The sequence below is a fragment of the Actinopolyspora lacussalsi genome, from assembly GCA_030803735.1.
In the GTDB taxonomy this organism is placed as follows: Bacteria; Actinomycetota; Actinomycetes; order Mycobacteriales; family Pseudonocardiaceae; genus Actinopolyspora; species Actinopolyspora lacussalsi.
In genome coordinates, this window is record JAURUC010000001.1 from 2,032,139 (window position 1) to 2,056,438 (window position 24,300).

23 protein-coding genes are annotated in these 24,300 nt (G+C 67.1%); 10 read left to right on the forward strand and 13 right to left on the reverse strand.

Translation table 11 applies throughout. The annotated features are described in order from the left end of the window. Positions 1–3: 3 nt before the first annotated feature. From J2S53_RS08965 to J2S53_RS08980, 4 genes are all read right to left on the reverse strand, one after another. Positions 4–720: a response regulator transcription factor gene (locus J2S53_RS08965; RefSeq protein ID WP_130467867.1), complete on the reverse strand. Its 717-nt coding sequence runs from the start codon at positions 718–720 to the stop codon at positions 4–6. 51 nt (positions 721–771) lie between these two features. Next, on the reverse strand, positions 772–2,715 hold the full coding sequence (gene dxs, locus J2S53_RS08970) for a 1-deoxy-D-xylulose-5-phosphate synthase (protein WP_456240607.1): 1,944 nt from the start codon (positions 2,713–2,715) through the stop codon (positions 772–774). Positions 2,716–2,993: 278 nt separating this feature from the next. Next, the gene (locus J2S53_RS08975) at positions 2,994–4,253 is read right to left on the reverse strand and encodes a class I SAM-dependent RNA methyltransferase (protein ID WP_456240608.1); all 1,260 of its coding nucleotides are present in this window, start codon (positions 4,251–4,253) and stop codon (positions 2,994–2,996) included. Between the two features lie 172 nt (positions 4,254–4,425). Continuing rightward, positions 4,426–6,462, reverse strand: a complete 2,037-nt coding sequence (locus tag J2S53_RS08980) for an APC family permease (protein ID WP_456240609.1) — start codon at positions 6,460–6,462, stop codon at positions 4,426–4,428. A 412-nt stretch (positions 6,463–6,874) separates the two neighbouring features. On the opposite strand from J2S53_RS08980, the gene J2S53_RS08985 reads away from it, so the two are divergent. Beyond that, a complete protein-coding gene (locus tag J2S53_RS08985; protein ID WP_092927184.1) occupies positions 6,875–7,540 on the forward strand; it encodes a potassium channel family protein in 666 nt (221 codons plus the stop codon). Further along, entirely contained in the window at positions 7,540–8,211 is a 672-nt protein-coding gene (locus J2S53_RS08990) for a potassium channel family protein (protein ID WP_456240610.1), read from the forward strand. Before J2S53_RS08985 ends, J2S53_RS08990 begins: the two co-directional genes overlap by 1 nt. A 130-nt stretch (positions 8,212–8,341) precedes the next feature. On the opposite strand, the gene J2S53_RS08995 is transcribed toward J2S53_RS08990, so the two are convergent. From J2S53_RS08995 to dut, 4 genes are all read right to left on the reverse strand, one after another. Further along, a complete protein-coding gene (locus tag J2S53_RS08995) occupies positions 8,342–9,052 on the reverse strand; it encodes a DUF3159 domain-containing protein (RefSeq protein WP_456242747.1) in 711 nt (236 codons plus the stop codon). A 110-nt stretch (positions 9,053–9,162) separates the two neighbouring features. Further along, entirely contained in the window at positions 9,163–9,540 is a 378-nt protein-coding gene (locus J2S53_RS09000; RefSeq protein ID WP_456240611.1) for an OB-fold nucleic acid binding domain-containing protein, read from the reverse strand. Between the two features lie 150 nt (positions 9,541–9,690). After that, positions 9,691–10,326 carry a DUF3710 domain-containing protein gene (locus J2S53_RS09005; RefSeq protein WP_456240612.1) on the reverse strand — a complete coding sequence of 212 codons (636 nt, stop codon included), beginning with the start codon at positions 10,324–10,326 and terminating at the stop codon, positions 9,691–9,693. A gap of 4 nt (positions 10,327–10,330) precedes the next feature. Next, the gene (dut, locus tag J2S53_RS09010; protein ID WP_456240613.1) at positions 10,331–10,837 is read right to left on the reverse strand and encodes a dUTP diphosphatase; all 507 of its coding nucleotides are present in this window, start codon (positions 10,835–10,837) and stop codon (positions 10,331–10,333) included. 24 nt (positions 10,838–10,861) lie between these two features. Between dut and J2S53_RS09015 the strand changes: the two genes are divergently transcribed. Continuing rightward, positions 10,862–11,401, forward strand: coding sequence for a DUF3093 domain-containing protein (locus tag J2S53_RS09015; RefSeq protein ID WP_456240614.1), 540 nt, complete (start codon positions 10,862–10,864; stop codon positions 11,399–11,401). Between the two features lie 203 nt (positions 11,402–11,604). Here J2S53_RS09015 and J2S53_RS09020 read toward each other — a convergent pair whose 3' ends face one another. After that, complete coding sequence (locus J2S53_RS09020; protein ID WP_092628599.1) at positions 11,605–11,907, reverse strand: DUF4193 domain-containing protein; 303 nt, start codon at positions 11,905–11,907, stop codon at positions 11,605–11,607. 556 nt (positions 11,908–12,463) lie between these two features. Between J2S53_RS09020 and cei the strand changes: the two genes are divergently transcribed. Next, positions 12,464–13,171 (forward strand): envelope integrity protein Cei, encoded by a 708-nt coding sequence (gene cei / locus J2S53_RS09025; RefSeq protein ID WP_456240615.1) that lies wholly within the window; start codon positions 12,464–12,466, stop codon positions 13,169–13,171. Between the two features lie 129 nt (positions 13,172–13,300). Here cei and J2S53_RS09030 read toward each other — a convergent pair whose 3' ends face one another. Continuing rightward, complete coding sequence (locus J2S53_RS09030; protein WP_456242748.1) at positions 13,301–14,131, reverse strand: inositol monophosphatase family protein; 831 nt, start codon at positions 14,129–14,131, stop codon at positions 13,301–13,303. Positions 14,132–14,194: 63 nt separating this feature from the next. On the opposite strand from J2S53_RS09030, the gene ppgK reads away from it, so the two are divergent. The 3 genes from ppgK to J2S53_RS09045 all read left to right on the forward strand — a co-directional run bounded on the left by ppgK (position 14,195) and on the right by J2S53_RS09045 (position 17,817). Next, positions 14,195–14,953 (forward strand): polyphosphate--glucose phosphotransferase, encoded by a 759-nt coding sequence (gene ppgK / locus J2S53_RS09035; RefSeq protein ID WP_092979147.1) that lies wholly within the window; start codon positions 14,195–14,197, stop codon positions 14,951–14,953. Between the two features lie 327 nt (positions 14,954–15,280). Beyond that, positions 15,281–16,774, forward strand: a complete 1,494-nt coding sequence (locus J2S53_RS09040; protein ID WP_456242749.1) for an RNA polymerase sigma factor — start codon at positions 15,281–15,283, stop codon at positions 16,772–16,774. 848 nt (positions 16,775–17,622) lie between these two features. Beyond that, positions 17,623–17,817: a DUF7455 domain-containing protein gene (locus tag J2S53_RS09045; protein WP_092628606.1), complete on the forward strand. Its 195-nt coding sequence runs from the start codon at positions 17,623–17,625 to the stop codon at positions 17,815–17,817. A 323-nt stretch (positions 17,818–18,140) separates the two neighbouring features. Here J2S53_RS09045 and J2S53_RS09050 read toward each other — a convergent pair whose 3' ends face one another. Further along, positions 18,141–19,955 carry a DEAD/DEAH box helicase gene (locus J2S53_RS09050; RefSeq protein ID WP_456240616.1) on the reverse strand — a complete coding sequence of 605 codons (1,815 nt, stop codon included), beginning with the start codon at positions 19,953–19,955 and terminating at the stop codon, positions 18,141–18,143. A gap of 226 nt (positions 19,956–20,181) precedes the next feature. Here J2S53_RS09050 and J2S53_RS09055 point away from each other — a divergent pair, with 226 nt between their 5' ends. Then, complete coding sequence (locus J2S53_RS09055) at positions 20,182–21,408, forward strand: YihY/virulence factor BrkB family protein (protein WP_456240617.1); 1,227 nt, start codon at positions 20,182–20,184, stop codon at positions 21,406–21,408. A 20-nt stretch (positions 21,409–21,428) separates the two neighbouring features. Here J2S53_RS09055 and J2S53_RS09060 read toward each other — a convergent pair whose 3' ends face one another. Further along, the gene (locus tag J2S53_RS09060) at positions 21,429–21,683 is read right to left on the reverse strand and encodes a DUF3039 domain-containing protein (protein ID WP_092628608.1); all 255 of its coding nucleotides are present in this window, start codon (positions 21,681–21,683) and stop codon (positions 21,429–21,431) included. An 85-nt stretch (positions 21,684–21,768) separates the two neighbouring features. After that, positions 21,769–22,095: a DUF3099 domain-containing protein gene (locus J2S53_RS09065; protein ID WP_092979151.1), complete on the reverse strand. Its 327-nt coding sequence runs from the start codon at positions 22,093–22,095 to the stop codon at positions 21,769–21,771. Between the two features lie 171 nt (positions 22,096–22,266). On the opposite strand from J2S53_RS09065, the gene J2S53_RS09070 reads away from it, so the two are divergent. Beyond that, positions 22,267–23,784, forward strand: a complete 1,518-nt coding sequence (locus tag J2S53_RS09070) for a DUF7782 domain-containing protein (RefSeq protein ID WP_456240618.1) — start codon at positions 22,267–22,269, stop codon at positions 23,782–23,784. Next, positions 23,781–24,206 carry a D-aminoacyl-tRNA deacylase gene (gene dtd / locus J2S53_RS09075; protein ID WP_092979153.1) on the forward strand — a complete coding sequence of 142 codons (426 nt, stop codon included), beginning with the start codon at positions 23,781–23,783 and terminating at the stop codon, positions 24,204–24,206. The genes J2S53_RS09070 and dtd overlap by 4 nt, the downstream gene beginning before the upstream one ends. Positions 24,207–24,300 lie beyond the last annotated feature (94 nt).

The following is a 24,300-nucleotide window of genomic DNA, read 5'->3' on the forward strand; positions in this document are numbered from 1 at the left end:
GCATCACTTCTCGCCGGCACCGGAGACTTCGGCGTCCGTGTCGGACGAGGTCCCTGAACCGGCGGAGGGCACACGGTAACCGGAACCGACCACCGTGTCTATGACGCTCGGGTCACCGAGCTTCTTCCGCAACGTCATAACGGTCACTCGCACGGTGGTGGTGAACGGGTCGGCGTACTCGTCCCACACCCGTTCCAGCAGTTCCTCGGAACTGACCACGGCGCCCCGTGCGGCCAGCAGCACCTGCAGCACCCCGAACTCCTTGCGGGTCAGATCGACCTCGCCACCGCTCCTGCTGACCCGCATCCTGGCGGAGTCCAGCTCGAGATCGTGCGCGGTCAGCAACGGTGGCGTGGCAGGTGTGGAACGTCTACCCAGCGCACGAACCCTGGCCACGAGCTCGTCGAACGCGAACGGCTTCGCGAGGTAGTCGTCGGCACCCAGCGAGAGCCCCTCGACGCGGTCGGCCACCGTGCCGCTCGCGGTGAGCATCAGGACCCTGGTGAGCTCCTCGGACGCGACCAACTCGGCGCACAACCGGTCACCGGACAACGAGGGCAGATCACGGTCCAGCACCACCACGTCGTAGCGAGTGACCGCGACCTTCTCCTGAGCATCGAGACCGTCGTAGGTCACGTCCACGGCAAGCCCTTCCCGTCTCAGCCCACGCGCGATCGCGTCGGCGAGCGGCTGTTCGTCCTCCACCACAAGGATCCGCACGCGTTCACCGTGCCACAGCACGGCCGTTCCGGACGATCAGGGAGCGCGGGATCACTCGGCGCGCGGTGTGTCCAGATCGGTGGCGATACCGGTCTCCTCCTCGTCCAACTGCCCTTCGAGCCGGTCGGCCACCCACTCGGTGATCCTGCGGGCCACGTCCTGCTCGGTGAGCCCGAGTTCGGCGAGCAGCTCCCCGCGCGAGGCATGTTCCAGAAAACGATTCGGAATCGCGAGATCCCGCAGCGGAACGTCGATGTCCGCGTCACGCATGGCGGCCGCCAACGACCACCCGAAACCACCGTGCCGACCGCAGTCCTCGAGCGTGACGACGAGACGGTGGCGCCGGGCCATGTCGAGCACGGCACCCGGAACGGGCACCACCCAGCGCGGATCCACCACGGTCACGCCGATCCCCTGCGCGGCGAGTCGCTCGGCGGCGGCGACCGCGAGCTCGCCGAACGCGCCGACCGCGCTCAACAGCACGTCCCGTTCCTCGTTTTCAGCGGGGCGGCGCAGCACGTCGACGCCGTCGACCCGCTCGAGCGCGGGCACCTCGTCGATGACCGTTCCCTTCGAGAACCGCACCACGGTGGGGCCGTCCTCCACCGCGACCGCTTCCCGCAGCTCCTCACGCAGCGTCGCCGCATCGCGCGGGGCGGCGACCCGAATCCCGGGGATCATCCCCAGGACGGACAGGTCCCACATGCCGTTGTGGCTCGGCCCGTCGTCACCGGTGACGCCGGAGCGGTCCAGGGTCACCGTCACCGGCTGCCGGTGCAGCGCCACATCCATGAGCAACTGGTCGAACGCGCGGTTGAGAAACGTCGAGTACACCGCGAACACCGGGTGCAACCCGCCCATCGCCATACCCGCGGCCGAGGTCATGGCGTGCTGCTCGGCGATACCCACGTCCACGCAGCGATCGGGGTAGTTCCGGGCGAACTTGTCCAGACCGGTGGGGCCCAGCATGGCACCGGTGATCGCGACGATGTCGTCGCGTTCCCCACCGATACGGACGAGCTCGTCCGAGAACACGTTGGTCCAGCTGGTCGCGGTGGGTCCGGTGGGGGCGCCCGTGGCCGGGTCCATCACCTTGACCTGGTGCATCTGGTCGGCCTCGTGGTTCTCGGCGGGCGCGAAGCCGTTGCCCTTCTGAGTGACAGCGTGCACGATCACCGGGCCACCGAACGTCTTGGCCATCCCCAGCGCGTAGTCCAGTGCCTTGAGGTCGTGCCCGTCCACCGGCCCCAAGTACTTGATCCCGAGATCGGAGAACATCACCTGTGGGCTCAGCGCGTCCTTGATACCCCGCTTGGCCGCGTGCAGGCCGGTGTAGAGCGGCCGCCCCACCACCGGAAGACTGCGCACGGTACGACGACCGTTCTCCAACGCCCGCTCGTAGCCGGGACGCAACCGCAGCGAGGCAAGGTGCTCGGCCAGGCCACCGATCGTGGGGGCGTAGGAACGCCCGTTGTCGTTGACCACGATCACCAGCGGGCGTTCCTGGTCGGCCGCGATGTTGTTGAGGGCCTCCCAGCACATGCCTCCGGTCAGTGCCCCGTCGCCGACCACGGCGACGACGTGGCGACCGGAGTCGCTCAGCTGGATCGCCCGCGCCAGGCCGTCGGCGTAGGACAACGAGGTGGAGGCGTGGCTGTTCTCCACCAGGTCGTGCTCACTCTCGGCCCTCGAGGGGTAACCGGACAGCCCGTCGCGTTTTCGCAGCCGGTCGAAGCCCCGCTGCCTGCCGGTGAGCATCTTGTGCACGTAGGACTGGTGCCCCGTGTCAAACACGATGGGGTCGCGCGGTGAGTCGAACGCACGGTGCAACGCCAGGGTCAGCTCGACCGCACCGAGATTCGGACCGAGATGACCACCGGTACGCGACACCTTCTCGATCAAGAAGGATCTGATCTCGGCGGCGAGCTCGACCAACTCACCGTGCTCCAGGCGCTGGACATCGGCCGGATCGTGCACGGACTCCAGCAGCGTCACCGCTCCACCTCGCTCGTCGTGACCGACTACAGGTCTCGGGGCACGGACACGGCTCCGGTTCGCGGAGCGGCCCGCTGCCCACGGCACGCGGTTCCCGTCACGGGAACCGCGCTTCGAACTCTCACTTCGCACATCACGTGCCTGCCGTGATGCATTACATCGTCATGTGTTTCGGGATCATGCACTACGGGGTTATGTAATACAGGGTCACCACGTGACTTCGCCAGTCTACGGAGCCACGAACGACGTGATTCCACAAGGCGTAGCGACGCGCTGACTCACGAGTTCCGTTCAGTATCCTCCAACAGAGCGATGCATTCCACGTGCTGCGTCATCGGAAAGGCGTCGAAGGACTCCAGCCGGCTCAACCGGTAACCCCGCTCCCGGAAGAGCCCGATGTCGCGTGCCAGGGAGGCGGGATCGCAGGCGACGTGGACGACCCGGCTCGGCCGTGCACGGCTGATCGCGTCCACCACCTCGCTGCCCGCCCCCTTGCGCGGCGGATCGAGCACCACCACGTGGGGAGCGGGAACGGTCGGTTCGGTCACCACGCGTTCCACACGGCCGGATCGCACCCGAACCTGCGGCAGATCGGCCAGGTTGGCCTCGGCGTCGCGTACCGCCGACTCACCGGACTCGACGAGCAGTACGTCACCGCTCGGTCCGGCCTGCTGCCCGAGCACGGCCGCGAACAGTCCGACACCGCCGTAGAGGTCCCATGCCCGGCCACCGGAAGGGACATCGGCCATCCGGGCGACGACTTCGGCGAACCGATCGGCGGCCTCGGGGTGCACCTGCCAGAAGCCCTCCGAACGGACGCCCCACTCCCGCCCCACCGCGGCCTCGTGAGCGATCCCCGTTCCCCGTACCTTCCGGGCGGACCGGATGGGACGGCCACCGCCACGACCGGAGCGCCGGGGCCGAACCGAGTGCTCGGTGACGTGCACCTCTCCCGAACCGTCCCGGGTGACGGCCACCTCGGCCCCTGGCGTCCAGGAACGGGAAGCGACCTCGTCGAGCGTGCCCTCCATCGTGATCGGGCAGTCCCGAACCGGTATCACACGGTGACTGCGGTGCGCCCGAAAACCGACCGCGCCGTCGTCGTCCACCGCCAACCGGACACGGCTGCGCCAGCGCAGCGGACCACCGGGCAGCGGCGACACCTCGACCGGGTACTCGACCCCCGCCAGTCTGGTGAGTTGCTCGGCCACCACGGCGGCCTTCAGCTCCCGCTGGACGGCTGGGTCGACGTGCTGCCAGTCACAGCCACCGCAACGATCGGTCCCGCGTGCGATGTCGGCCAGCGGGCAGGACGGTTCCACCCTGCCGGGAGCGGCTTCGACCACCGCCACGGCATCGGCGCGGCAGAACCCACCGCCACGGTCCTCGGTAACCAGTGCGTCCACGGTCTCTCCGGGCAGGGTGTGCCGCACGAACACGACCCGACCCTCGTACCGGGCGACACAGTGCCCGCCGTGGGCCACCGCACCGACCTCGAGACGAAGCCGTCGCCCCGTCCAGTCCGGTTTGTCATTCACCAGGTCTCACGGCTCCAATCAAAGGTGGCTTCCGGCGGACGACCGGCACGGAAACCGATGCGGCGACGGTAGCGACGGTTTCCCGTGAAGCGCGGCGCGTGGGGTCGGGAACACCGGGCAGTGCACACCGGTCGGTAGCACCGTCCCGGCACGGACGTGCGTCAGGAGAGGATCAACGCTGCCCGTTGCTCCTCCCCCCGCTGCTCCGCTCCCCGTTGCCCTTGTTCCCGTTTCCGGCTCCCCAGCGCACCGAACGGCGGGGCGTGGGCGCGCGCAGATCGACCCTGGTGGAGGACTCCAGCTGCCACGGAACACTGGTGACCATCACACCCGGCTCGAACAACAACCTGCTCTTGAGGCGAAGCGCACTCTGATTGTGCAGCAACTGCTCCCACCAACGTCCGACCACGTACTCCGGGATGAAAACGGTCACCACATCGCGCGGACTGTCCCGCCGGATGCGCTTCACATAGTCCACGATCGGTCGAGTGATCTCACGGTAAGGGGATTCGAGCACCTTGAGCGGGACCGTGATGTCACGTTCCTCCCAAGCCGCCACCAGCTGCCTGGTGTCCGAGTCGTCGACGTTGACCGTGATGGCCTCCAGCTCGTCGGGCCGGGTGGCGCGTGCGTAGGCCAGTGCCCGCATGCTCGGCAGGTGCAACTGCGAAACCAGCACCAGCCCGTAGTTTCGGGAGGGCAGTACCGTCGGCCCGTCGGTGCGGCTCAGCTCCGCACTGACCCGGTCGTAGTGCTTGCGGATACCACGCATCAGCAGGTAGCCCGCGACCATCGCGGCGATCGCGATCCAGGCACCGTGCAGGAACTTCGTGATCAGCACGATGACGAGGACCGTGGCGGTCATCGCGAGCCCGATCGAGTTGATCACGCGAGCCCTGCGCATGCTGGCCCGGGCGGAGGGGTCCTCCTCGGTACGTAACCGCCGGTTCCAGTGTCTGATCATGCCGCTCTGACTCAGGACGAACGAGACGAACACACCGACGATGTAGAGCTGGATCAGCTTGGTCACCTCGGCCTCGAACACGAGGACCAGCACGGTGGCGAACCCGGCCAGGAACAGGATGCCGTTGGAGAAGGCGAGTCTGTCGCCCCGGGTGTGCAGCTGCCGCGGCAGGTACCGGTCCTGTGCCAAGACGGAGCCCAGCAACGGGAAACCGTTGAAGGCGGTGTTGGCAGCCAGCACCAGGATCAGCCCCGTGCAGAAGATCAGGTAGTACACGGCGGGTGTGAACCCGCCGAACACCGCGTGAGCCAGCTGCGCGATCAGCGTCTTCTGCTCGTAGCCCTCCGGTACCCCGATGAGCTGGTGCCGCGGGTCCTCCGCGATGACCACACCGGTGATGCGAGCCAGCATGAGCAGCCCCATGAACATGGTCACGGCGATCAGACCCATCCACAACAGGGTCGTGGCGGCATTGCGTGGTTTGGGCTTGCGGAAGGCGGGAACACCGTTGCTGATGGCCTCCACGCCGGTCAACGCGGCGCTGCCGGAGGAGAAGGCGCGCAGCACGAGGAAGACGAAACCGAGTCCGGCGATCTGGGAGGGCTCCTGGGCCAGTTCGAAGCCGGCGCTCTCAGCCCGCAACTCGTCACCGCGCACGTAGGCGCGGTAGAGCCCGAAACCGATCATTCCCAGGATACCCAGCACGAACGCGTAGGTGGGCACGGCGAACGTGGTGCCGGACTCGCGGGCGCCCCGCAGGTTCACTGCCGTGAGCAGGGCGATGGCGCCCACCGCGAAGGCGACCTTGTGCGTGGCCACGAACGGCACGACCGAGCCTATGTTGGCGGCGGCCGAGGAGATGGACACGGCGACGGTGAGCACGTAGTCGACCAGCAGCGCGCTGGCGACCACGAGGCCCCAACGGGGACCGTGGTTGGTGGTGGCTACCTCGTAGTCACCACCCCCCGAGGTGTAGGCGCGAACGTTCTGGCGGTAGGAAGCCACCACCACCAGCATCACCGCGACGACGACGAGGCCGATCCACGGGCTTATCGCGTACGCCGATATACCGGCCACGGACAGCGTGAGCAGGATCTCCTGCGGCGCGTAGGCCACGCTGGACATCGGGTCCGACGCGAACACCGGTAGGGCGATGCGCTTGGGCAGCAGCGTGTGCGACAACCGGTCACTGCGGAACGGTCGGCCCACCAGCAGACGCTTGGTCACGGTCGCGAGCTTGGACACGGCCAAGAGCGTAGGAGGCCGCCCACGAACCGCTTCCGCGGGATCGCGTGCCCGAACCGCATCCCGCACCGGGACGGGTCGTCGCGGCACCCGCCGATGGCCCCTCGGCGACGGCGGCGTTACCGGGATCTCCGGGCCGGAACCGGTGACCACGAACTCGTTGCGCACGGGAAACCGAACACCGGGTTCGCAATGGGCCCCCTGGATGAGCGACCCCTGCCTCACTCGATACGGTGCACCGGCCCGCGTCGACTCAGCGCGTCGTGTCGATCCGCTCCGTCGTCCTCACCGGATCGGGCCCTTTCGAGACACGGAGACTCGGCACACCGACGGGTACTGTCAGAGCTGTGGGAAGGGTCACGGATCCCGACACAGTGGGTCCGGCAACCAGCCGAGAGCGAGGAAACCGGTCGTGCATGTCGTGATCATGGGCTGTGGCCGAGTGGGGGCTTCCCTCGCGGCCGCACTGCAACGGCTCGATCACACCGTGGCAGTCGTGGACAAGAACGGTGAGTCCTTCCACCGGTTGAGCAAGCAGTTCCACGGCCAGTGTGTGACCGGGAACGGTTTCGACCGGGACGTACTGATCGAAGCCGGGATAGAACGGGCCGGCTCCTTCGCCGCCGTGTCCAACGGGGACAACTCCAACATCGTCTCGGCACGGGTGGCCCGGGAGACCTTCGGGGTGGATCACGTGGTGGCACGGATCTACGACCCGAAACGGGCCGAGGTCTACCAGCGGTTGGGGATTCCGACGGTGGCCACGGTGCCGTGGACCACCGACCGGTTCCTGCGGATGCTGCTCCCGGAGGGGGTCGCGACGGATTGGCGGGATCCGTCCGGGAGCGTGGCCGTGCTGCGCCTGCCGTTGCACGAGAGCTGGGTGGGCAGGCGCACCCGTGACTTGGAAACCGCGACCGGATGCCGGGTCGCGTTCATCATGCGGTTCGGCAACGGTGTGCTGCCGAAGTCGGACACGGTGGTGCAGGCCGACGACACCGTCTACGTGGCGGCCCTGTCGGGAACGATCACCGAGATAACCGCGACGGCGCAGCGCCCACCCGAGGAGACCCAGTGATGCGCATCGCCATAGCCGGAGCAGGCGCGGTCGGGCAGTCCATAGCCGGCGAACTCCTCGACGGCGGGCACCAGGTCATGCTCATCGAGCGCTCGGCGCAGAACTACCAGCCCAGGGCCATTCCGGGAGCCCAGTGGGTGCACGCGGACGCCTGCGAGCTCTCCTCGCTGGAGGAGACCGGCATCGAGACCTGCGACGTGGTGATAGCGGCCACCGGTGACGACAAGGTCAACCTGGTGGTCTCGCTGCTGACCAAGACGGAGTTCGCGGTCAGGCGAGTCGCGGCACGGGTGAACGATCCGCACAACGAGTGGTTGTTCAACGAGGCGTGGGGAGTCGATGTGGCGGTGTCGACCCCACGCATGCTGGCCGCGATGGTGGAGGAAGCGGTCAGTGTCGGTGACATCGTCCGACTCATGACACTGCGTCAGGGCCAGGCCAACCTGGTGGAGATGACCCTGCCCGAAGGGGCTCCGCTGGCGGGCCGCAGGGTCCGTGACCTGACGCTCCCGGCAGACGCCGCACTGGTCACGATCCTTCGCGGAGGACGGGTCATCGTTCCGCAGTCCGACGACCCGCTGGAGGTGGGTGACGAGATGCTCTTCGTCGCCTCGGGCGACGTGGAACGGCGGATCAGCGAACTGGTGCACGACCCGCCGGGCCTGGACTGAGATGTGCCGGCCGCGAGCGGGACACTCCCGTAGCGGTCGGAGCTCCGAGCGGAACGGCCGGGAGGAACGGCCGGGAGGAACACGCGGCGGGGCCGCCCTCCCGGCAGCCGGAGTCATTCCATTTCCGGAGTCATCCCATTTCGTGCCGGGGACGCGCCGGAGTCACCTCGCCGGTACCGGCACCACCGTCGGAGCCCCCGGAATCGGCTTCGCGCGCCTGTTCGGCGACCTTGCCCGCGCGTCGAATGGCCCAGACCGTCACCAGCAGTGCCAACGCGGTGAGCGGATACCCCATGGCGATACGCGCCACGGCCAGCCAGCCCGTCTCGTCAGCGGCGTAAAGCCACTGCTGCACCACGAACTTGGCGACGAAAACGATCGTCCAGGCAAGCGTAGCCAGATCGTAACCGGTCAAGGCCTTTCGCTGCTCTCGCCACCGGAACCCGTGCCCGTTGAGCACGGACCAGGCGACGCCGATCAGCGGCCAGCGCACGAGCATCGAAACGAGGAAGACGCCACCATAGATCAGGCTGGTCCAGATCCCGAGCAGAAAGAACCCCTTGGCATCCCCAGTGCGGTAGGCGATGAAGGAACAAATCGCCACCCCGAGCACACCCGAGACAGCCGGTTGCAGGGGTTCCCTGCGGACGATCCGCACCAGGGCGAGCACGAGGGAGCTCGCGATGGCGATCCAAATGGCCGGAACCATCCCGACCAACGAGTTGACGACGACGAACACGACGATGGGAACTGCGGAATAGGCGAGACCGCTGACACCGCCCATCTGCTGCAGCAGTGTCTGCTCGGCCCCGTCTGCCCCCTCGGCGGGGGCACCACGCATCCCGAACGGCGCCTTGGGCGAACCGGCGGACCCGTCGGACCCGCCGTCGGACGCCTCGTCGTAACTCCGGACGGGGTCGGCCCCGTCCGGAGTGGATGAACTGGATTCAGTCATGCGATGTTCTGCAACTCGTAGTAGGGATTGTAAAGAACCTTGTGACCATCACGATCGGCAATCCGACCGCGGGCCTTTATAGTTCTGCCGGGTTCGATACCGGTGATCTGACGCCTGCCGAGCCAAACCAATGTCACCCCGTCGGTGCCGTCGTACAGCTCGGCTTCCAACGTGGGGACCGAAGCCTTGGGCGCCATACCGACGCAGCGGACTCGGCCCAGCACCTCCGCTTGTTCACCGCACTTGCAGTCGCACGCCCGCCTGGCTCCGCTCGCCCGCGACCTCTCGGAGAGGTCGTCGGCGTCGAGTTCGGCGACGTCGCTGGTGAGGCGACGTACGAGGCGGCGGAGGTAGCCGTCTCCGGTGTTGCTCATCTCGCGCTCCTGTGCGCAGTGGGCCAGTGTGCCCGCGCGGGTTCTCACCCGTGCGAGTTCAGCCTAGTCTCGTAGTCCAGCCTCGTGAGGGTAACGACGGTTCGAGCGAACGACTTCCGGCTTCGAACCACAGCCGGAGTACGAGCGTTCTCAGGCTCCCGCCTGCTCCTGCTGCTGCTGAATGTGCTGTGCGATCTCCTCGGGAAGCTCGATCGGCAACGGAGTGCGGACCGGCATGGGATCCGAACCGCGATCGACGACCGTCTCGTCGATGACCGCGTACAGTAGCTTCGTGCACGCATCGAGGTCCTCGGACGGGCTGGCCGCCACACCGCGCAGCAACCAACGAGGCCCGTCCACGCCGACGAACCGCAACGAGGTCCTGTCCGTGTCGGCCACGAGTTCGGTGTCCCAGATTCCCTGCTCGTGACGCACGTCGGCCCCGTCGGAACGCAACTGCTCGATCAGTTCCTGGCGCACCTCCTGCCAGAGGTCACCGGTTCGCGGAGCGGCGAACGCGCTGACGGTGAGCCGCCCGGAGGGAGTGAGCAGGTGCACGGCCCGCACCGGCCCCTCGGGATCGACCTCCACCTGCAACTGGCTGTTCTCCGGCACAGGCAACCGCACCGATCCGAGATCGAGCCGTTCGACCTCGTCATGCGGCGCCTCGTGCTTGTCATAGGGTCCGCCGTCGGGCGCGGAATCCGCCCCGTCGTGATAGTCCTCGCTGACGTCGGAACCATCCGCGTCATTCTCGCGTCCGTCGCGACGGCGCCATCCGAACATCCCGTCAGACCTCCGTACTACCGGTCGTATTGCCTGTGTCGCCAACCTCGGCCGAACCCGTCAACGCACTGTGAACTCCGGTCGAACCATAACCGTCGGAACCGCGTACCGACTCCGGCAGTTGGACGACCTCCTCGAAAACGGCGTGTTCGACACGCTGCACCACCAACTGGGCTATTCGGTCCCCGCGCCGCAGTACGATCTCCCGGTCCGGATCATGATTGATCAAGCACACTTTGATCTCACCCCGGTAGCCCGCGTCAACGGTTCCCGGGGCGTTGACCACGCTGAGCCCCGACCGGGCGGCCATCCCGGAACGCGGGTGCACGAAACCGGCGAACCCCTCCGGGAGAGCTATGGCGATCCCGGTTCCGACCACAGCACGACGCCCGGGATGGAGCACCAGGTCCTCCGCTGTGACGAGATCCGCACCGGCATCACCGGTCCGGGCGTAGGACGGGGGTTGTATTTCGGGATCGACACGAGTAAGCAGGACCTTCACGCTTGGCACGGGGCGCAAGACTACCCTGAGGACGTGTCGGATAGTTCAGAAGCGGCCCCCGAAAGCGGTCCCACAACCGGGTTGAATGACACGACCGGAGAAATCCGCTATCGGGAACGGCTGCACGTCTCCTGGTGGAGTTGGCCGTTGCCGCTCGTAGCGGCCGCTCTGCTGGCCGCCGAGGTGCACATGGGGTATCCGGGTATTCGGGCGTGGCTGCCCTACGCGGTGCTGTTGCCGTTGTCGATAGCCCTGCCGGTCTGGCTGAGCCGAACGCGCCTCGTGGTCACCGAGCGGGAACTACGGGCGGGCAACGCGCGGCTACCGCTGCGATTCGTCTCCGACGTCGAGGTGATCCCACGGGAACGGAAACGACGAGCGCTCGGCCCGGAGCTGGATCCGGCGGCTTTCATGATGCACAGCCCCTGGGCACCAACCGCCGCACGAATCTGGTTGGACGATCCCGACGACCCGACCCCCTACTGGGTGATCAGCACGCGGCACCCGGAACGACTGGCCGAGGTGCTGCGGCGTGGCGAACGGCAGTCCGGCGGAGACCTACGAGAGGAGTAGCCCGGGGACACGTGCTCGGGGTACGCGCACCGCATCCGGACAGCCCGTGGCGATAGTGGATCGGCTCGGCGCCGAACGGGCCGGCGAGAAGTGCGCCACGGTGAGAGCGATGCGTCCGCCGCGGCACGCGTCGAACGTGAACAGCGGACTGGACGTGCGATTCATCACATCCAGCCCGCCATCGGGTCCTCGACCCACGCGTTTCAGGCCGCGCAGTCGCGGCAGACGTATTTCCCGTTCCGCTCCCCCGCCAGTCGATTGCGGTGGTGCACTAGGAAACAGCTGGAGCAGGTGAACTCGTCGGCCTGCTTCGGGAGCACCTTGACGGTCATCTCCTCACCGGAGAGGTCAGCACCCGGAAGCTCGAAATTGTCCGCGATCTCACCCTCGTCCGTGTCCACGGACCCGGACTGAGCATCGTTGCGTTTGGCCTTGAGCTCTTCCAGCGAGTCCTCGGGAAGATCCTCGGACTCGTTGCGCCGCGGAGCGTCGTAGTCGGTGGCCATCTCGTTTCACCCCTGCATTTGTGGAGATTTGCAATGGTGTGCCGCTGGTCAACGTTCCAGGGCTCCAATTTGTGCCCGCACGCGAGAGTGGCGGAGGTCTCCGTTTGTCCTGCGCTCCAAGTTCCCCCGAAACGAGCGACCGACCTCAACCTCACAGCGTGGAGCGCGGGAAGGGTAGCTCATCCCGGAGCGTGATACGCACCGGGTCACCCATAGGTGTGGTATGTGCTTCACCCTGCCGCCGGTGAATCCTGTGACCCGGGCAACGACATGGCAGGGTGGACACGGTCGAACGGGCACGAAGAACGACATCGGTCGGCCGCGGAGACGGTGGGGCGCTCCACCGTTGTCACGATCTGTCCCAGCGACGTAACGGCACACCTGGCAACGACGAAGACACACCGGGCAACAACTTCGACACGACTGTCCGCACGAGGCCGCGTAGTCGCGTATCAACACCTAAGCTGATTGGGGCGGACAGTCGATTCGGCATGAAACCGTTTCGATCTAACTCACCGGGACGAATGACGGCTCGATCAGGGGAGGGTGGCAGAACGTGTCCACCGCGAGCACAGGAAAAGGGCTGCGGGGTCCGCGGTATCGGCGCCGGCGTCCATTGCCCGCGTTGATCCTGCTCGCCGTACTCGCCCTGTTGTCGGGTTTCGTCTGGACCAGGGTGTTCGAATCGACCGAGTCGGTGGAAATGGCGACTCGCTGCAACTTGCCGGAAGCCGGCGCCTCGGCGACGAAGCCCGGCGAACCTCCTACGAAGACGCCGGCGGGCACGATGCTGTCCCGCGACGCGTTGGACGACACCACGCCGAGCCCCCCACAGGACGTCTCGGTGCACGTGTTCAACGCCAACGGTGAGGCCAATCAGGCCACTCTGGTCACCGAGGAGCTGAACAATCTCGGATTCGCCAAGGGGGGCGACCCGGCCAACGATCCGGTCTACACGGATCTGAACCTGAAATGCCACGGCCAGATACGCTACGGCCGTGCGGGTGCCGGAGCCGCCCGCACGCTGAGTCTGATCGCCCCCTGCGCGCAGTTGGTCCGTGACCAACGCCCCGGCACGACGGTGGATCTGGCGCTGGGATCGGAGTTCGACGGGGTGCGCGCCACCCAGCAGGCACACCAGGTACTGCAACAACTCAAGAACTGGGCCAAGGAGAACCGCCGGAGCGGAGCCGACCAGCAGCGGGTGGACCAACCGAACGTCTCCGAGGAACTGCTCGACGCCGCCCGTGACGTGCACTGCTAACCGTTGCCCTTCCCCGGGCCCCACACGGGACCGGGGATGTTCCCGGTCCCGTATCGGCCGCGACACGGGTACGGCGTCGGACTCGGTTCACGCCCGGGCTCCGGGCGAATGGCGCGGCACGCGAAGTTCTCAGATATCGGCGGCCCCGTGCTCGAACAACTTGCCGGTGAGCCCGTCGACGATCCCGGGCGCAGCGCAGACGATGGCCTCGTCCCCCAGACCGTCGGTGGTTCCCGTGGCGGGCAGTCGCAGCCGCGCGCCCGCCTCCGCGGCTATCAGCGAACCGGCGGCCCAGTCCCATCGCGACAGGCCGTGTTCGTAGTAACCGTCCAGCCATCCGGCGGCGACAGCACACAGTTCGAGGGAAGCCGCACCACCGCGCCTGATGTCGCGTATCTCACCGGCCAGCTCCAACAACAGCGAAGCCTGTCGGACACGACGTTGCCGGAGATAACTGAATCCGGTACCGAGCAACGCCAGGTCGAGGCGATGTGAATCGGCGACCCGGAGGGGCTCACCGTCGAGCTCGGCACCGTGGCCCACCGCGGCGCTCCAGACACGCCCCGACGGGGGTTCCACCACGGCACCCGCCAACGAGACGCCGTCCAGCTGCGCGGCGATCGAAACGGCGTACGCGGGGTAGCCGTAGAGATAGTTGACGGTTCCGTCGATGGGATCGACCACCCAACGCAGCCCCGCCTGTTCGGCCTCACCCCCCTCCTCCTCGCCGAGTACCGACTCGCCAGGCCGGAGTTCGGCGAGTCGCCGCCTGATCAGCTTCTCTACCGCCCGGTCCGCGGCCGTCACCACGTCCGTCTCGGTACTCTTCGTGTCCACCGCACCCGTGGTGACGATCTCGTTCCGCATGGTCATCGCCAGGTCGGCGGCCTCCCGCGCGACGAGCACCGAAGTGTCCCGCAGCCCCACGGCGTCATACTGATGTGTCAAACCCACGTTCACATCGCAACACAGCGCGGTTAAAGTCTGCACACCTCGTCCTGAATCGAATAGGAAGGATCAGGCATGGGCACTGCCCGCGGATTCGGCATTGACATCGGCGGCTCCGGCATCAAGGGATGCCCGGTCGATGTCGAGGGTGGAGTCCTGGCCGACGAACGGCTGCGCATCTCGACTCCCCACCCCTCCACCCCGGAAGCCGTGGCCGATGTGGTCGCCGAGATCGTCGGCAAGTTCGGCTGGGACGGCCCGGTGGGCATCACACTACCGTGCGTGATCAAGAACGGCACGGCGTTGACGGCCGCCAACATCGACGAAGACTGGATCGATACAGACGCTCAGGGGCTGTTCGCCAAGCGGCTCGGGCGAGCTCGTGAGCAAATCGTAATGCTCAACGACGCCGACGCCGCGGGGCTGGCCGAGATGCGCTTCGGCGCCGGAGTGGAGCGCGAATCCGGTCTCGTAGTCGTCCTCACATTCGGCACCGGCATAGGCAGCTCGGCGTTCCTGGACGGGCGTCTGCTGCCCAACACCGAACTCGGGCACATCGAGGTCGCCGGGAAGGACGCCGAGGCTGAGGCAGCGGCCTCGGTCAAGGACAACCTCGGACTCAGCTACGAGGAGTGGGCTCCCAGGGTGAGCAGGTACATCCAGGGTCTGGAGAAGTTCCTGTGGCCGGATCTGATCATCGCAGGGGGTGGTGTCAGCAAGAAGTCGCACAAGTGGCTGCCGCTGCTGCAGAACAGAACTCCGATCGTGGCGGCGTCGCTGAAGAACGACGCGGGTATAGTCGGTGCGGCATCAGCCGCCGCGCGACGCGCGTAGTATCCGGCTACGGTGCGAAGACAACCGCACCGCGACTTCCCGAGCCGTGCACCGGGCGTTCCCGCGACGGGAGCGTGCGGCGCGGGCCCGGGGGTTGGTGCGCCGAATGGGGAATGTGGCTTCCGAGCGCGACGAACTCGGGGCGTCGGAGACCCGTGCACACGACACGGTGTTCTGATCAGCCTTGCAGCGGAACCACACTCACCTGACGCAGTTACAATGGAACACGTCCCACCGAATTCACGGCCTTCCGGCACGCCTCGTAGGGCTCGAACGGTGGGTTGTCCCCGACCCCTGGCGGCCGAGGTTTCGCGCCCCCGGCCAGCCCTGACAGACCGTCGCGAAAGGGCGTACGTGGCAGCCGCAGAAACCGCAACCCGACGCTCCGGCTCCGCTGCAGCATCAGGCGGGGCCCGGTCCGAGCCCAACAAGACGAAGACCGCTTCGAACGCGGACACGGCTCCCGAGGCCGAGACCGACGAAGCACCGAAATCCTCGTCCACCGGCAAGAAGAGCTCCAAGGGATCGACCACGACAAAGTCGAGCGGAACCAAGTCGAGCGGGACGAAATCGACCGGCCGCAAGAGCGCTTCCAAGTCGTCGGCGAAGTCGACGACGAAGAAGACGGCCAAGTCGGCCGGTGACGACACCGCGTCCCAATCGACGGGCGAGTCGACTCCGGACCAGGCCAACGGCGAGAACCTGGAGATCGACGAACCGATCGAGACCGATCTGAGTTCGGCCAACATCGGAGACGGCGAGCTCGACGACATCGAGGTCGACATCCCCGAGGAGCCGGAGGTCGTCGAGGACGAGGAAGGCAAGACCGACCCGGACTTCGTCTGGGACGAGGAGGAGTCCGAAGCTCTCCGGCAGGCCCGCAAGGATGCCGAGCTGACAGCTTCGGCCGACTCAGTGCGTGCCTATCTCAAGCAGATCGGCAAGGTCGCGCTGCTCAACGCGGAGGAGGAGGTCGAACTCGCCAAGCGAATCGAGGCGGGCCTCTACGCCGCCGAGCGACTGCGGCAGGCGGAGGAAGCGGGCGAGATGCCCCCCTTGCAGCTGCGGCGGGACCTGCGCTGGATCGTGCGCGACGGTGAGCGTGCGAAGAGCCACCTGCTGGAAGCCAACCTGCGGTTGGTGGTGAGCCTGGCCAAGCGCTACACCGGGCGGGGAATGGCCTTTCTGGACCTGATCCAGGAGGGAAACCTGGGCCTGATCCGTGCGGTCGAGAAGTTCGACTACACCAAGGGCTACAAGTTCTCCACCTACGCCACCTGGTGGATCCGACAGGCGATCACACGCGCCATGGCGGACCAGGCCCGCACGATCCGTATTCCGGTCCACATGGTCGAGGTCATCAACAAACTCGGCCGTATCCAGCGTGAACTGCTGCAGGATCTGGGGCGCGAGCCCACTCCGGAAGAGCTCGCCAAGGAGATGGACATCTCCCCCGAGAAGGTACTGGAGATCCAGCAGTACGCCAGGGAACCCATCTCGCTCGACCAGACCATCGGTGACGAGGGCGACAGCCAGCTCGGTGACTTCATCGAGGACTCCGAAGCCGTGGTGGCCGTGGACGCGGTCTCGTTCACCCTGTTGCAGGACCAGCTGCAGTCGGTGCTGCAAACGCTCTCGGAACGGGAGGCCGGTGTGGTCCGCCTCCGGTTCGGACTCACCGACGGACAGCCACGCACGCTGGACGAGATCGGACAGGTTTACGGCGTCACCAGGGAACGCATTCGCCAGATCGAGTCCAAGACGATGTCGAAACTCCGGCACCCTTCGCGGTCCCAGGTACTGCGCGACTACCTGGACTGAGTGATCCGTTACGGGCCCGTGCCCGCTCGGGGTTCTCCCGGGTGGGGCGGTTCCCGCCAGGCGTGGCGGGGCACTTCGTGGGAACCACACCGTGTGCCCCGCGGCCCGGCAGTACTTCCGGTTCACCGTCTTCCGAACGGGGCTGGCCAATGGGATCGTGCGGCCGGGTGAACGTGTTCCAACACCCGAAATCACACTCACTCCGGCAGCCCCGGAACCGCGCCCGCCCCGAACGGGGCCGGGCGCTTTTTCGTGTCGGCTCCGAACCCGCCCGAAGCGAAGTCCCGCCGCTCGCCCATGGGTGACGGACGGCGGGGCGCCACTCGCCGCGGCCACACCGCGGCCACGAGGCCGGGAGCCTGATCGTGAATGGCCTCGGCCGGGTCGTTCGGTCCGTCCACCCGTTCCGGAGAGGCCTCCGAGCGATACACCCCTCGCGAAAAGTGATCGGGGACACATTTTTCGTGCCACAGGTCGGGAACAGGACGACTCAGCCCGTTCGCCCACAGCGGAACCCTTGGCGTCGCAGCAAGCGAAAATATGCCGAAAAACATACTGAAGAGCTATTGCTTTTTGATTCACATCACAGATCGTGATCGACCAACAGTATTGTTTTCGCTGGTCAGCATGCCAATGGCAGGCAGGGCTACAGTGTGCTCCCGCTCACTCCGCCATTCGGGCATTTCCGGGTGACGCAAGTCGCTGATCGAGGTTGGAACAGTGACGCGAGCCCAAGTGTCTGTAAGAGTGGAACTTGCGACACCGGCCCCGTCGCCAGCGGGCTACCGGTGGTTGCAGCAGGATCGAGGCGTCGGGTACCCCCGACGCCGGGACGGAGGGAGATTCCGATGCCTGACACACTCACCCGCCCCGAGTTGACCGCCGCCGACCGCTGTGACCGCTGCGGGGCCGCCGCAAAGCTCAGGGCAGTTCTCCAGTCCGGCGGAGAACTGCTGTTCTGCGGACACCACGCCCGTGAGTTCAAGTCGGGACTCAGCGAGATCGAGGCGGATCTGCAGGAAGACGAACAGATCGAACTCTGAGATCACGGTTACCGGACCCTCGGGACGCCGGACGAGCCGAGCAGTCGGTGAATCCGGCCACCCGGCGAACTCCGGAGCCGGTTCCGGGGATGGAACCACAACGAGTGCCCGGTCGGATTCCTCCGGCCGGGCACTTCGTGTTTCGTTCCTTCTCACCCCGCTGGCTCCCCTGCCCCACTGCCCTTGCCCCACTGGCCTTGCCCCACCGGAGCCGGACGGCTCCGGACCGGAAGCGGCGGGAGGCACCGGCGGCCACCCCGATACCGGCCCGGATGCCGAGACGTCGTCAGGAACCCGGGCACGTAACCGGAAGCCCGAGCACGTCACCAGGAACGAAGGGTGGCGATGCGCTCCTCCAGCTGTTCGATGCTGGCGCTGGCGGTGGCCGGCCCGCCACAGACGCGACGCAACTCCTTGTGAATCGCCCCGTAGGGCTTGCCGGTCCGCTGGTGATGCAGTGAAACCACCTTGTTGAGTTCCTTGCGCAGCTCCTTGAGGCGCTCCTGGACACTCTGCGAACGCTGCTTGTCGGCGCCGGACTGCCCGTCACCGGACGATCCACCCTGCTGCGAAGCGCCCCTCGGTGGCGTGGCCTGCTCCGCCTTGTACTGCTTCTCGCGCTTGTCAACCTCGCGCAGCTGATCCTGCTGGCGCTGCTGCAACAGCGCTCGCACCTGGTCCGGCTCCAGCAGACCGGGCAACCCGATGTAGTCCTGCTCCTCCTCGGTGGTGGCGAAGGCAGCGGTACCGAACGAGGAGCCGTCGTAAATCACCTGGTCCAGCTCGGCCTCGGCACCCAGCGAGGTGTAGGGCTGCTCGTTCTCCCCCGGCTCGTCGCGCTGCCGGTTGGCCTCGACCAGTTCCTCGTCGTTCCAGCCCTCCTTCTCCCGGTGCGGCTTGCCGAGCACGTGGTCGCGATCGGCCTCCAGCTGGCTGGCGAGTTCGAGCAGCACGGGCACGCTGGGCAGGAAAATACTGGCGGTCTCGCCGGAGCGGCGGGCACGTACGAACCGGCCGATGACCTGTGCGAAGAACAGCGGGGTGGAGGCACTCGTGGCGTAGACCCCCACCGCGAGCCGCGGCACGTCCACTCCCTCGCTGACCATGCGCACCGCCACCATCCAACGGTCGTCGGACTCGGCGAAGGCGGCGATTCGCTCGGAGGCCTGCGGATCGTCGGAAACCACCACGACCGGTTCCGTTCCACTGATGCGTCGCAGCGTCTTGGCGTAGGAACGGGCGCTCTTCTGGTCCGAGGCGATCACCAACCCGCCCGCGTCCGGCATCCCGTCGCGGCGGAGGTGGGTGAGTCTGGTGTCGGCGGCCTGCAGGACGGAGGGAATCCATTCCCCACCGGGATCGAGCGCGGTGCGCCAGGCGCGCGCGGTCTGCTCGGCGGTCATGGGCTCGCCCAACCTGGCGGTGAACTCGTCACCGGCGCTGGTGCGCCAGCGGGCCTCGCCCGAGTAGGCGAGGAAAATGACCGGCCGGACCACACCGTCCCGCAGCGCGTCGGAATAGCCGTACAGATGATCGGCCTTGCTGCGCTGCGCCCCGTCGGAGTCGGGCTCGTAGGTGATGAACGGGATGGGGTTGTCGTCGGAACGGAACGGTGTACCGGTGAGGCTGAGCCTGCGCTCTGCGGGGGTGAATGCCTCCCGAACCGCGTCGCCCCAGGATTTGGCATCGCCCGCGTGGTGGACCTCGTCCAGAATCACCAGGGTTTTTCTGCGCTCGGTTCGCACCCGGTGCAGATTGGGATGCGAGGCGACCTGTGCGTAAGTGAGCGCGACACCACGATAGTCACGGGAGGTCGTACCGTCGGAGTTGCTGAACTCGGAGTCGATCGGGATCCCGGCGCCGCCCGCGGCGAGCGCCCACTGATGCTTGAGGTGCTCGGTGGGGGTAACCACCGTCACAGCCTCCACCGTCCGGTCGGCCAACAACTCGGCGGCGACGCGCAGCCCGAAAGTGGTCTTACCCGCTCCCGGCGTCGCCACCGCCATGAAGTCGCGTGGTTTGCTCGCCAGGTACCTCGTCAACGCTCTGCGCTGCCACGCACGCAGCGGCTTCTCGTTGGCCTGTGACGGGTCGCTGAGCACCGAACGAACGGATTGGTCAACTTGCGCCTCGGACACGCTCGTCTGCCACTCCTTTCCGATCAACACCCGCGGCCGGAGTCATCCGCCTCCGATCGGCCGAAACCCTCGGCAACGATACTTCCGCGCGGCACCAAGAACCTCCGGGAGCCTACCGCTCGACCACTCGCCAACGAGCCCGCAGGGGCGGGGGCGCCGGAGAATGAAACCCCGCGACGACTACCGGGCGCACTACGGACACCGGCGACGACATACTGGAGGTGGTATGAATCCGAGTTCGAACCGCGACGGGCGGGAACGCTCCCGCAGCCGAGCGAGCGGACCGAGACGCCTGGTGGTCCAAACCCTGCGCAAGTCGTGGAACGACGACATCTTCTCGGAGTCGGCGGCCGCCGCGTTCTGGCAAACGCTCTCCCTGCCGCCGCTGCTGCTGGGACTGCTGGGCAGCCTGGGGTTCGTGGGTGAGTGGCTGGGCCCCGAAGTGGTCGAGACCATGCAGCGCAGAGTCGTGGGATTCGCCGGAACGATCTTCAGCGACAACGTCGTCGACCAGATCATCCATCCCACGGTCGCCGACATCCTGACCAGCGGGCGGACGAGGGTCGTCTCGGTGGCGTTCCTGCTGTCGCTGTGGGCCGGTTCCTCGGCCCTGGCCTCGTTGATCGACTCGATCACGCTGGCCTACGACCAGTACATGGTGCGTAACGCGATCTGGCAACGGGTACTGGCACTGTTGCTGTACCTGGTCAGCCTGGTCGCCGCGATGCTCATCCTGCCGCTGACCGCGCTGGGGCCGCGCTGGCTGCTCGACGTGCTGCCCGAGTGGCTCCGTGCGGACGTGACCGTGCTCATCCGGCTGTTGTACTTCCCGGTCACCGGGGTACTGCTGGTACTGGCGCTGGCGACGCTGTACAAACTCGCGCTGCCCCGCAAGCTTCCCTGGCATCGCGGGTTGCCCGGCGCGCTGCTGGCGATGGTGGTGTTCCTGTGCTCCAGCGTGGGGCTGCGCCTCTACATCACCTGGGTGACCAGCACCGGATACACCTACGGTGCGTTGGCCACTCCGATAGCCTTCCTGCTGTTCGCCTTCTTCATCGGATTCGCGGTGGTGGGCGGAGCGCAGTTCAACAACGCGATTCAACGCACCTGGCCCGCCGGGATGACGCGACGGGAACGGCGGCGCTGGCGGCGCCTGGAGATGCAACGTGCCGCCCAGCGGTTGCGCACCGAACGTGGCTACGAAGCCTGGCGTGGCGGTACGGGGCACGACAGGACGGAGTACGAGCGGACAGGGCGGGACAGGACAGAGCACGACAGGACAGCGCAGGACCGGGAGCACGACACCACGTCCGAGGACTGCGGCGCCACGACGAATTCCGCTCCCACAACCGGGGACTCCGACGGTGCCCGCGGGCCGGATTCACCCGGCGCGGGACCGGGTACCGAACCTCCGCACCGCGGGCGACCGCCGACCGAACCGAATTCGGAATGAGGCACGGAACGAGATCGGCCCTACTCGTCGTCGCCACCACCGGGCGGGAGCCCCTCGAAGATCTCCTTGCACTCCGGGCACACCGGGGAGCCGGGCTTGGCCGATTTGGTGACCGGGAACACCTCGCCGCACAGGGCGACCACGTGGCTCCCCATCACGGCACTCTCGGCGATCTTGTCCTTCTGGACGTAGTGAAAAACCTCGGGCCGGTCGTCACTGGTCTGCTCGGTGTTCTCCGGCCGGGTATCGGTCTCCGGAAGAGTAGTCGTAGTCATAACACCATGATGCCCCACCACGTGGGACCGCGACGCCGTCCGGTAGCGGCCGAGCCGAGGAACCGCCCCGGAAGGGCCACGACCGTCATTCCCCGTCGATCACCCGGTGCTCCGTGTCCTCCAGCTCACGCTTCCGGGAATCGCGGTGGTACCGGTTGACGTGCTCGCTCTTACGAGGAGGCCGGTCATTGGCCACCAACACCGCTATCCAGGGCAACGGGATGGAGACGGCGATGATGATCAGGGACAGCCACCAGATCGGGTAAACCATGACGGCCGCCACCAGACAGGGGATGCGCAAGGACATCATCAGCGCGTACTTCTTGCGCCTGGCCGCTTGCTGATCGTCGTACGACGGCTCTGCCTCGGTGATGAGCACCGGGGTGTCGTCACTACGCTGGGAGCCACTCACGACACCACCTCCACACTCACATCGTCCCACTCGACCGTCCCACCGCACATCCCCGGCGTGATTCGTCCCGGAGGACGCTGGCGAGCGCGCGGTACCGGCGACCCCGGACGACGCCGCCGGATCACGGGTGTGCCCGAATCCGGAGGACACCGACGTGTGAGGATCGAGGACGTGACTCCCGAACTATCGCACGATCGCATCGACCGGCTGCGCGAGGCGTTGCTCGCGGCGAACTACACGGCCGACGGCGTGCTCGACACGTTGGGGCCGCAGGCCCACGCCGCCCTGGGAAGAGGGGAACCCGAACCGGCGATTCGGGCCACTTCCGAAGCGGGCGCGCTCAACACGCTCATCCGCGTATTCCTGCTCGGGCACCCGGTCGACCAAGCCGCGGCGGAACAGGCACTGCACCCGCTGACCGTGGAAGAGGCCGTCGCGGCAGGCGTCCTCGTGCACGACGGTGACTCGGTACGTGCGGGACTGGACATCCGACCGCACGCCGCCACGGGCAACTCGTGGTGGATCATCTCCGACCTGGACGCGGACACGCGTCCCTCGAACCTGCCGGTTTCCCGCGAGCACGTGCTCGGAGTCGGCCACGCCTCGCTGAGTCTGATACGCGCCACCCCGACCAGGCAGGTGGGATCGTTGCTCGACCTGGGGACGGGATGCGGCGTGCAGGCGCTGCACGCCGGCACGCACGCGGAACGGGTGACAGTCACCGACGTCTCCGAGCGGGCGCTGTCGCTCGCGAAGGCCACGTTCCGACTGAACCGCATCGATGTGGAGGCGCTCCACGGCGACTGGTTCGACCCCGTGGCAGGACGACGCTTCGACCAGGTGGTGTGCAACCCGCCGTTCGTGGTCGGCCCCGCACGAACCGATTTCGTCTATCGCGACTCCGGACTGTCCGGCGACGACGCGAGCGCTCTCGTGGTGGGCAGGGTTCCGGAACTGCTCAACGAGGGCGGCACCGCACACGTGCTCGCCTCGTGGTTGCACCTGGAGGACGAGGACTGGCGGGAACGGGTCGCCGGCTGGTTGCGCCACAGCGACGTGGACGCCTGGTTCGTGCAGCGCGACGTGGCCGAGCCGGAGTTGTACGTCGGCACGTGGCTGCGCGACGCCGGGATCGACCCGAAGTCGGAAACCGGCAGGACCAAATCGGCCGAATGGCTGGAGTGGTTCGAGACAAACGGTGTCACGGCCGTCGGTTTCGGCTTCGTCACGCTGCGCCGCAATCCGGGGCAACAGCCAGGTGAGGTGGTGTGCGAGGACCTCAGGCAGGCTTTCGACGACCCACTCGGCGCCGAGGCCGACGAGTGGCTGCGCAGGATCGAGTGGCTGCGGCAGCGCCCGACCCGGGAGGAGCTGCTGCGCAGTCCGTTGGTGACCGCACCGGGGCTGGTGCTGGAGCAGGTCAGCTCGCACGAGCAGGACGGCTGGAGCACCTTCGTACACCGGCTGCACCGAACCGACGGACCCGGCTGGCAGCACGAGGTCGACGAGATCGGGGCCAACCTGATCGCGGGTTGCCAGGGCGCGCTCGCCACCGACGAACTGCTGGAGCTGCTTGCCGCCGGACACGGGGCCGATTCCGCCGAGCTGGCCCGTTCGGCCGAACCGGTGCTGCGTGAGTTGATCCGGCACGGCATGCTGCTTCCCGCCGAGTGGGGAGCACAGCGATGAGAGCGGTGGTGACGCGAGTCTCGGAAGCGGCGGTGCGCGTGGACGGCGAGGTGGTGGGAAGCATCACCGAGCCGGGGCTGCTGGTGCTGGTGGCGGCGACCCACTCGGACACGTCCGAACAGGCGGAGGTCATGGCGCGCAAGCTTCACGAGCTGCGGGCGCTGCGGGACGAGCGGTCCTGTGCCACCGCTGACGCACCGTTGTTGGTGATCAGCCAGTTCACCCTCTACGGGAGCACTCGGAAGGGGCGGCGACCGTCCTGGAGCGCCGCGGCGGCGCCCGAACAGGCCGAACCGCTGGTGGAGTCGGTGGTCGAGCGGCTGCGCGACCGCGGCGCACGGGTGTCGACAGGAGTGTTCGGAGCGGAAATGGCGGTGGAGAGCACCAACGACGGCCCGTTCACACTGCTCGTGGAGACCTGATTGAAGTTTTCCGGTCGGGTCGGTGGGTCGCTCCGCTCGGCGGAACCTCTCGCACGGCTCGTGAGCGGTTCCGGAGACATCGAGTAGGTAGAGC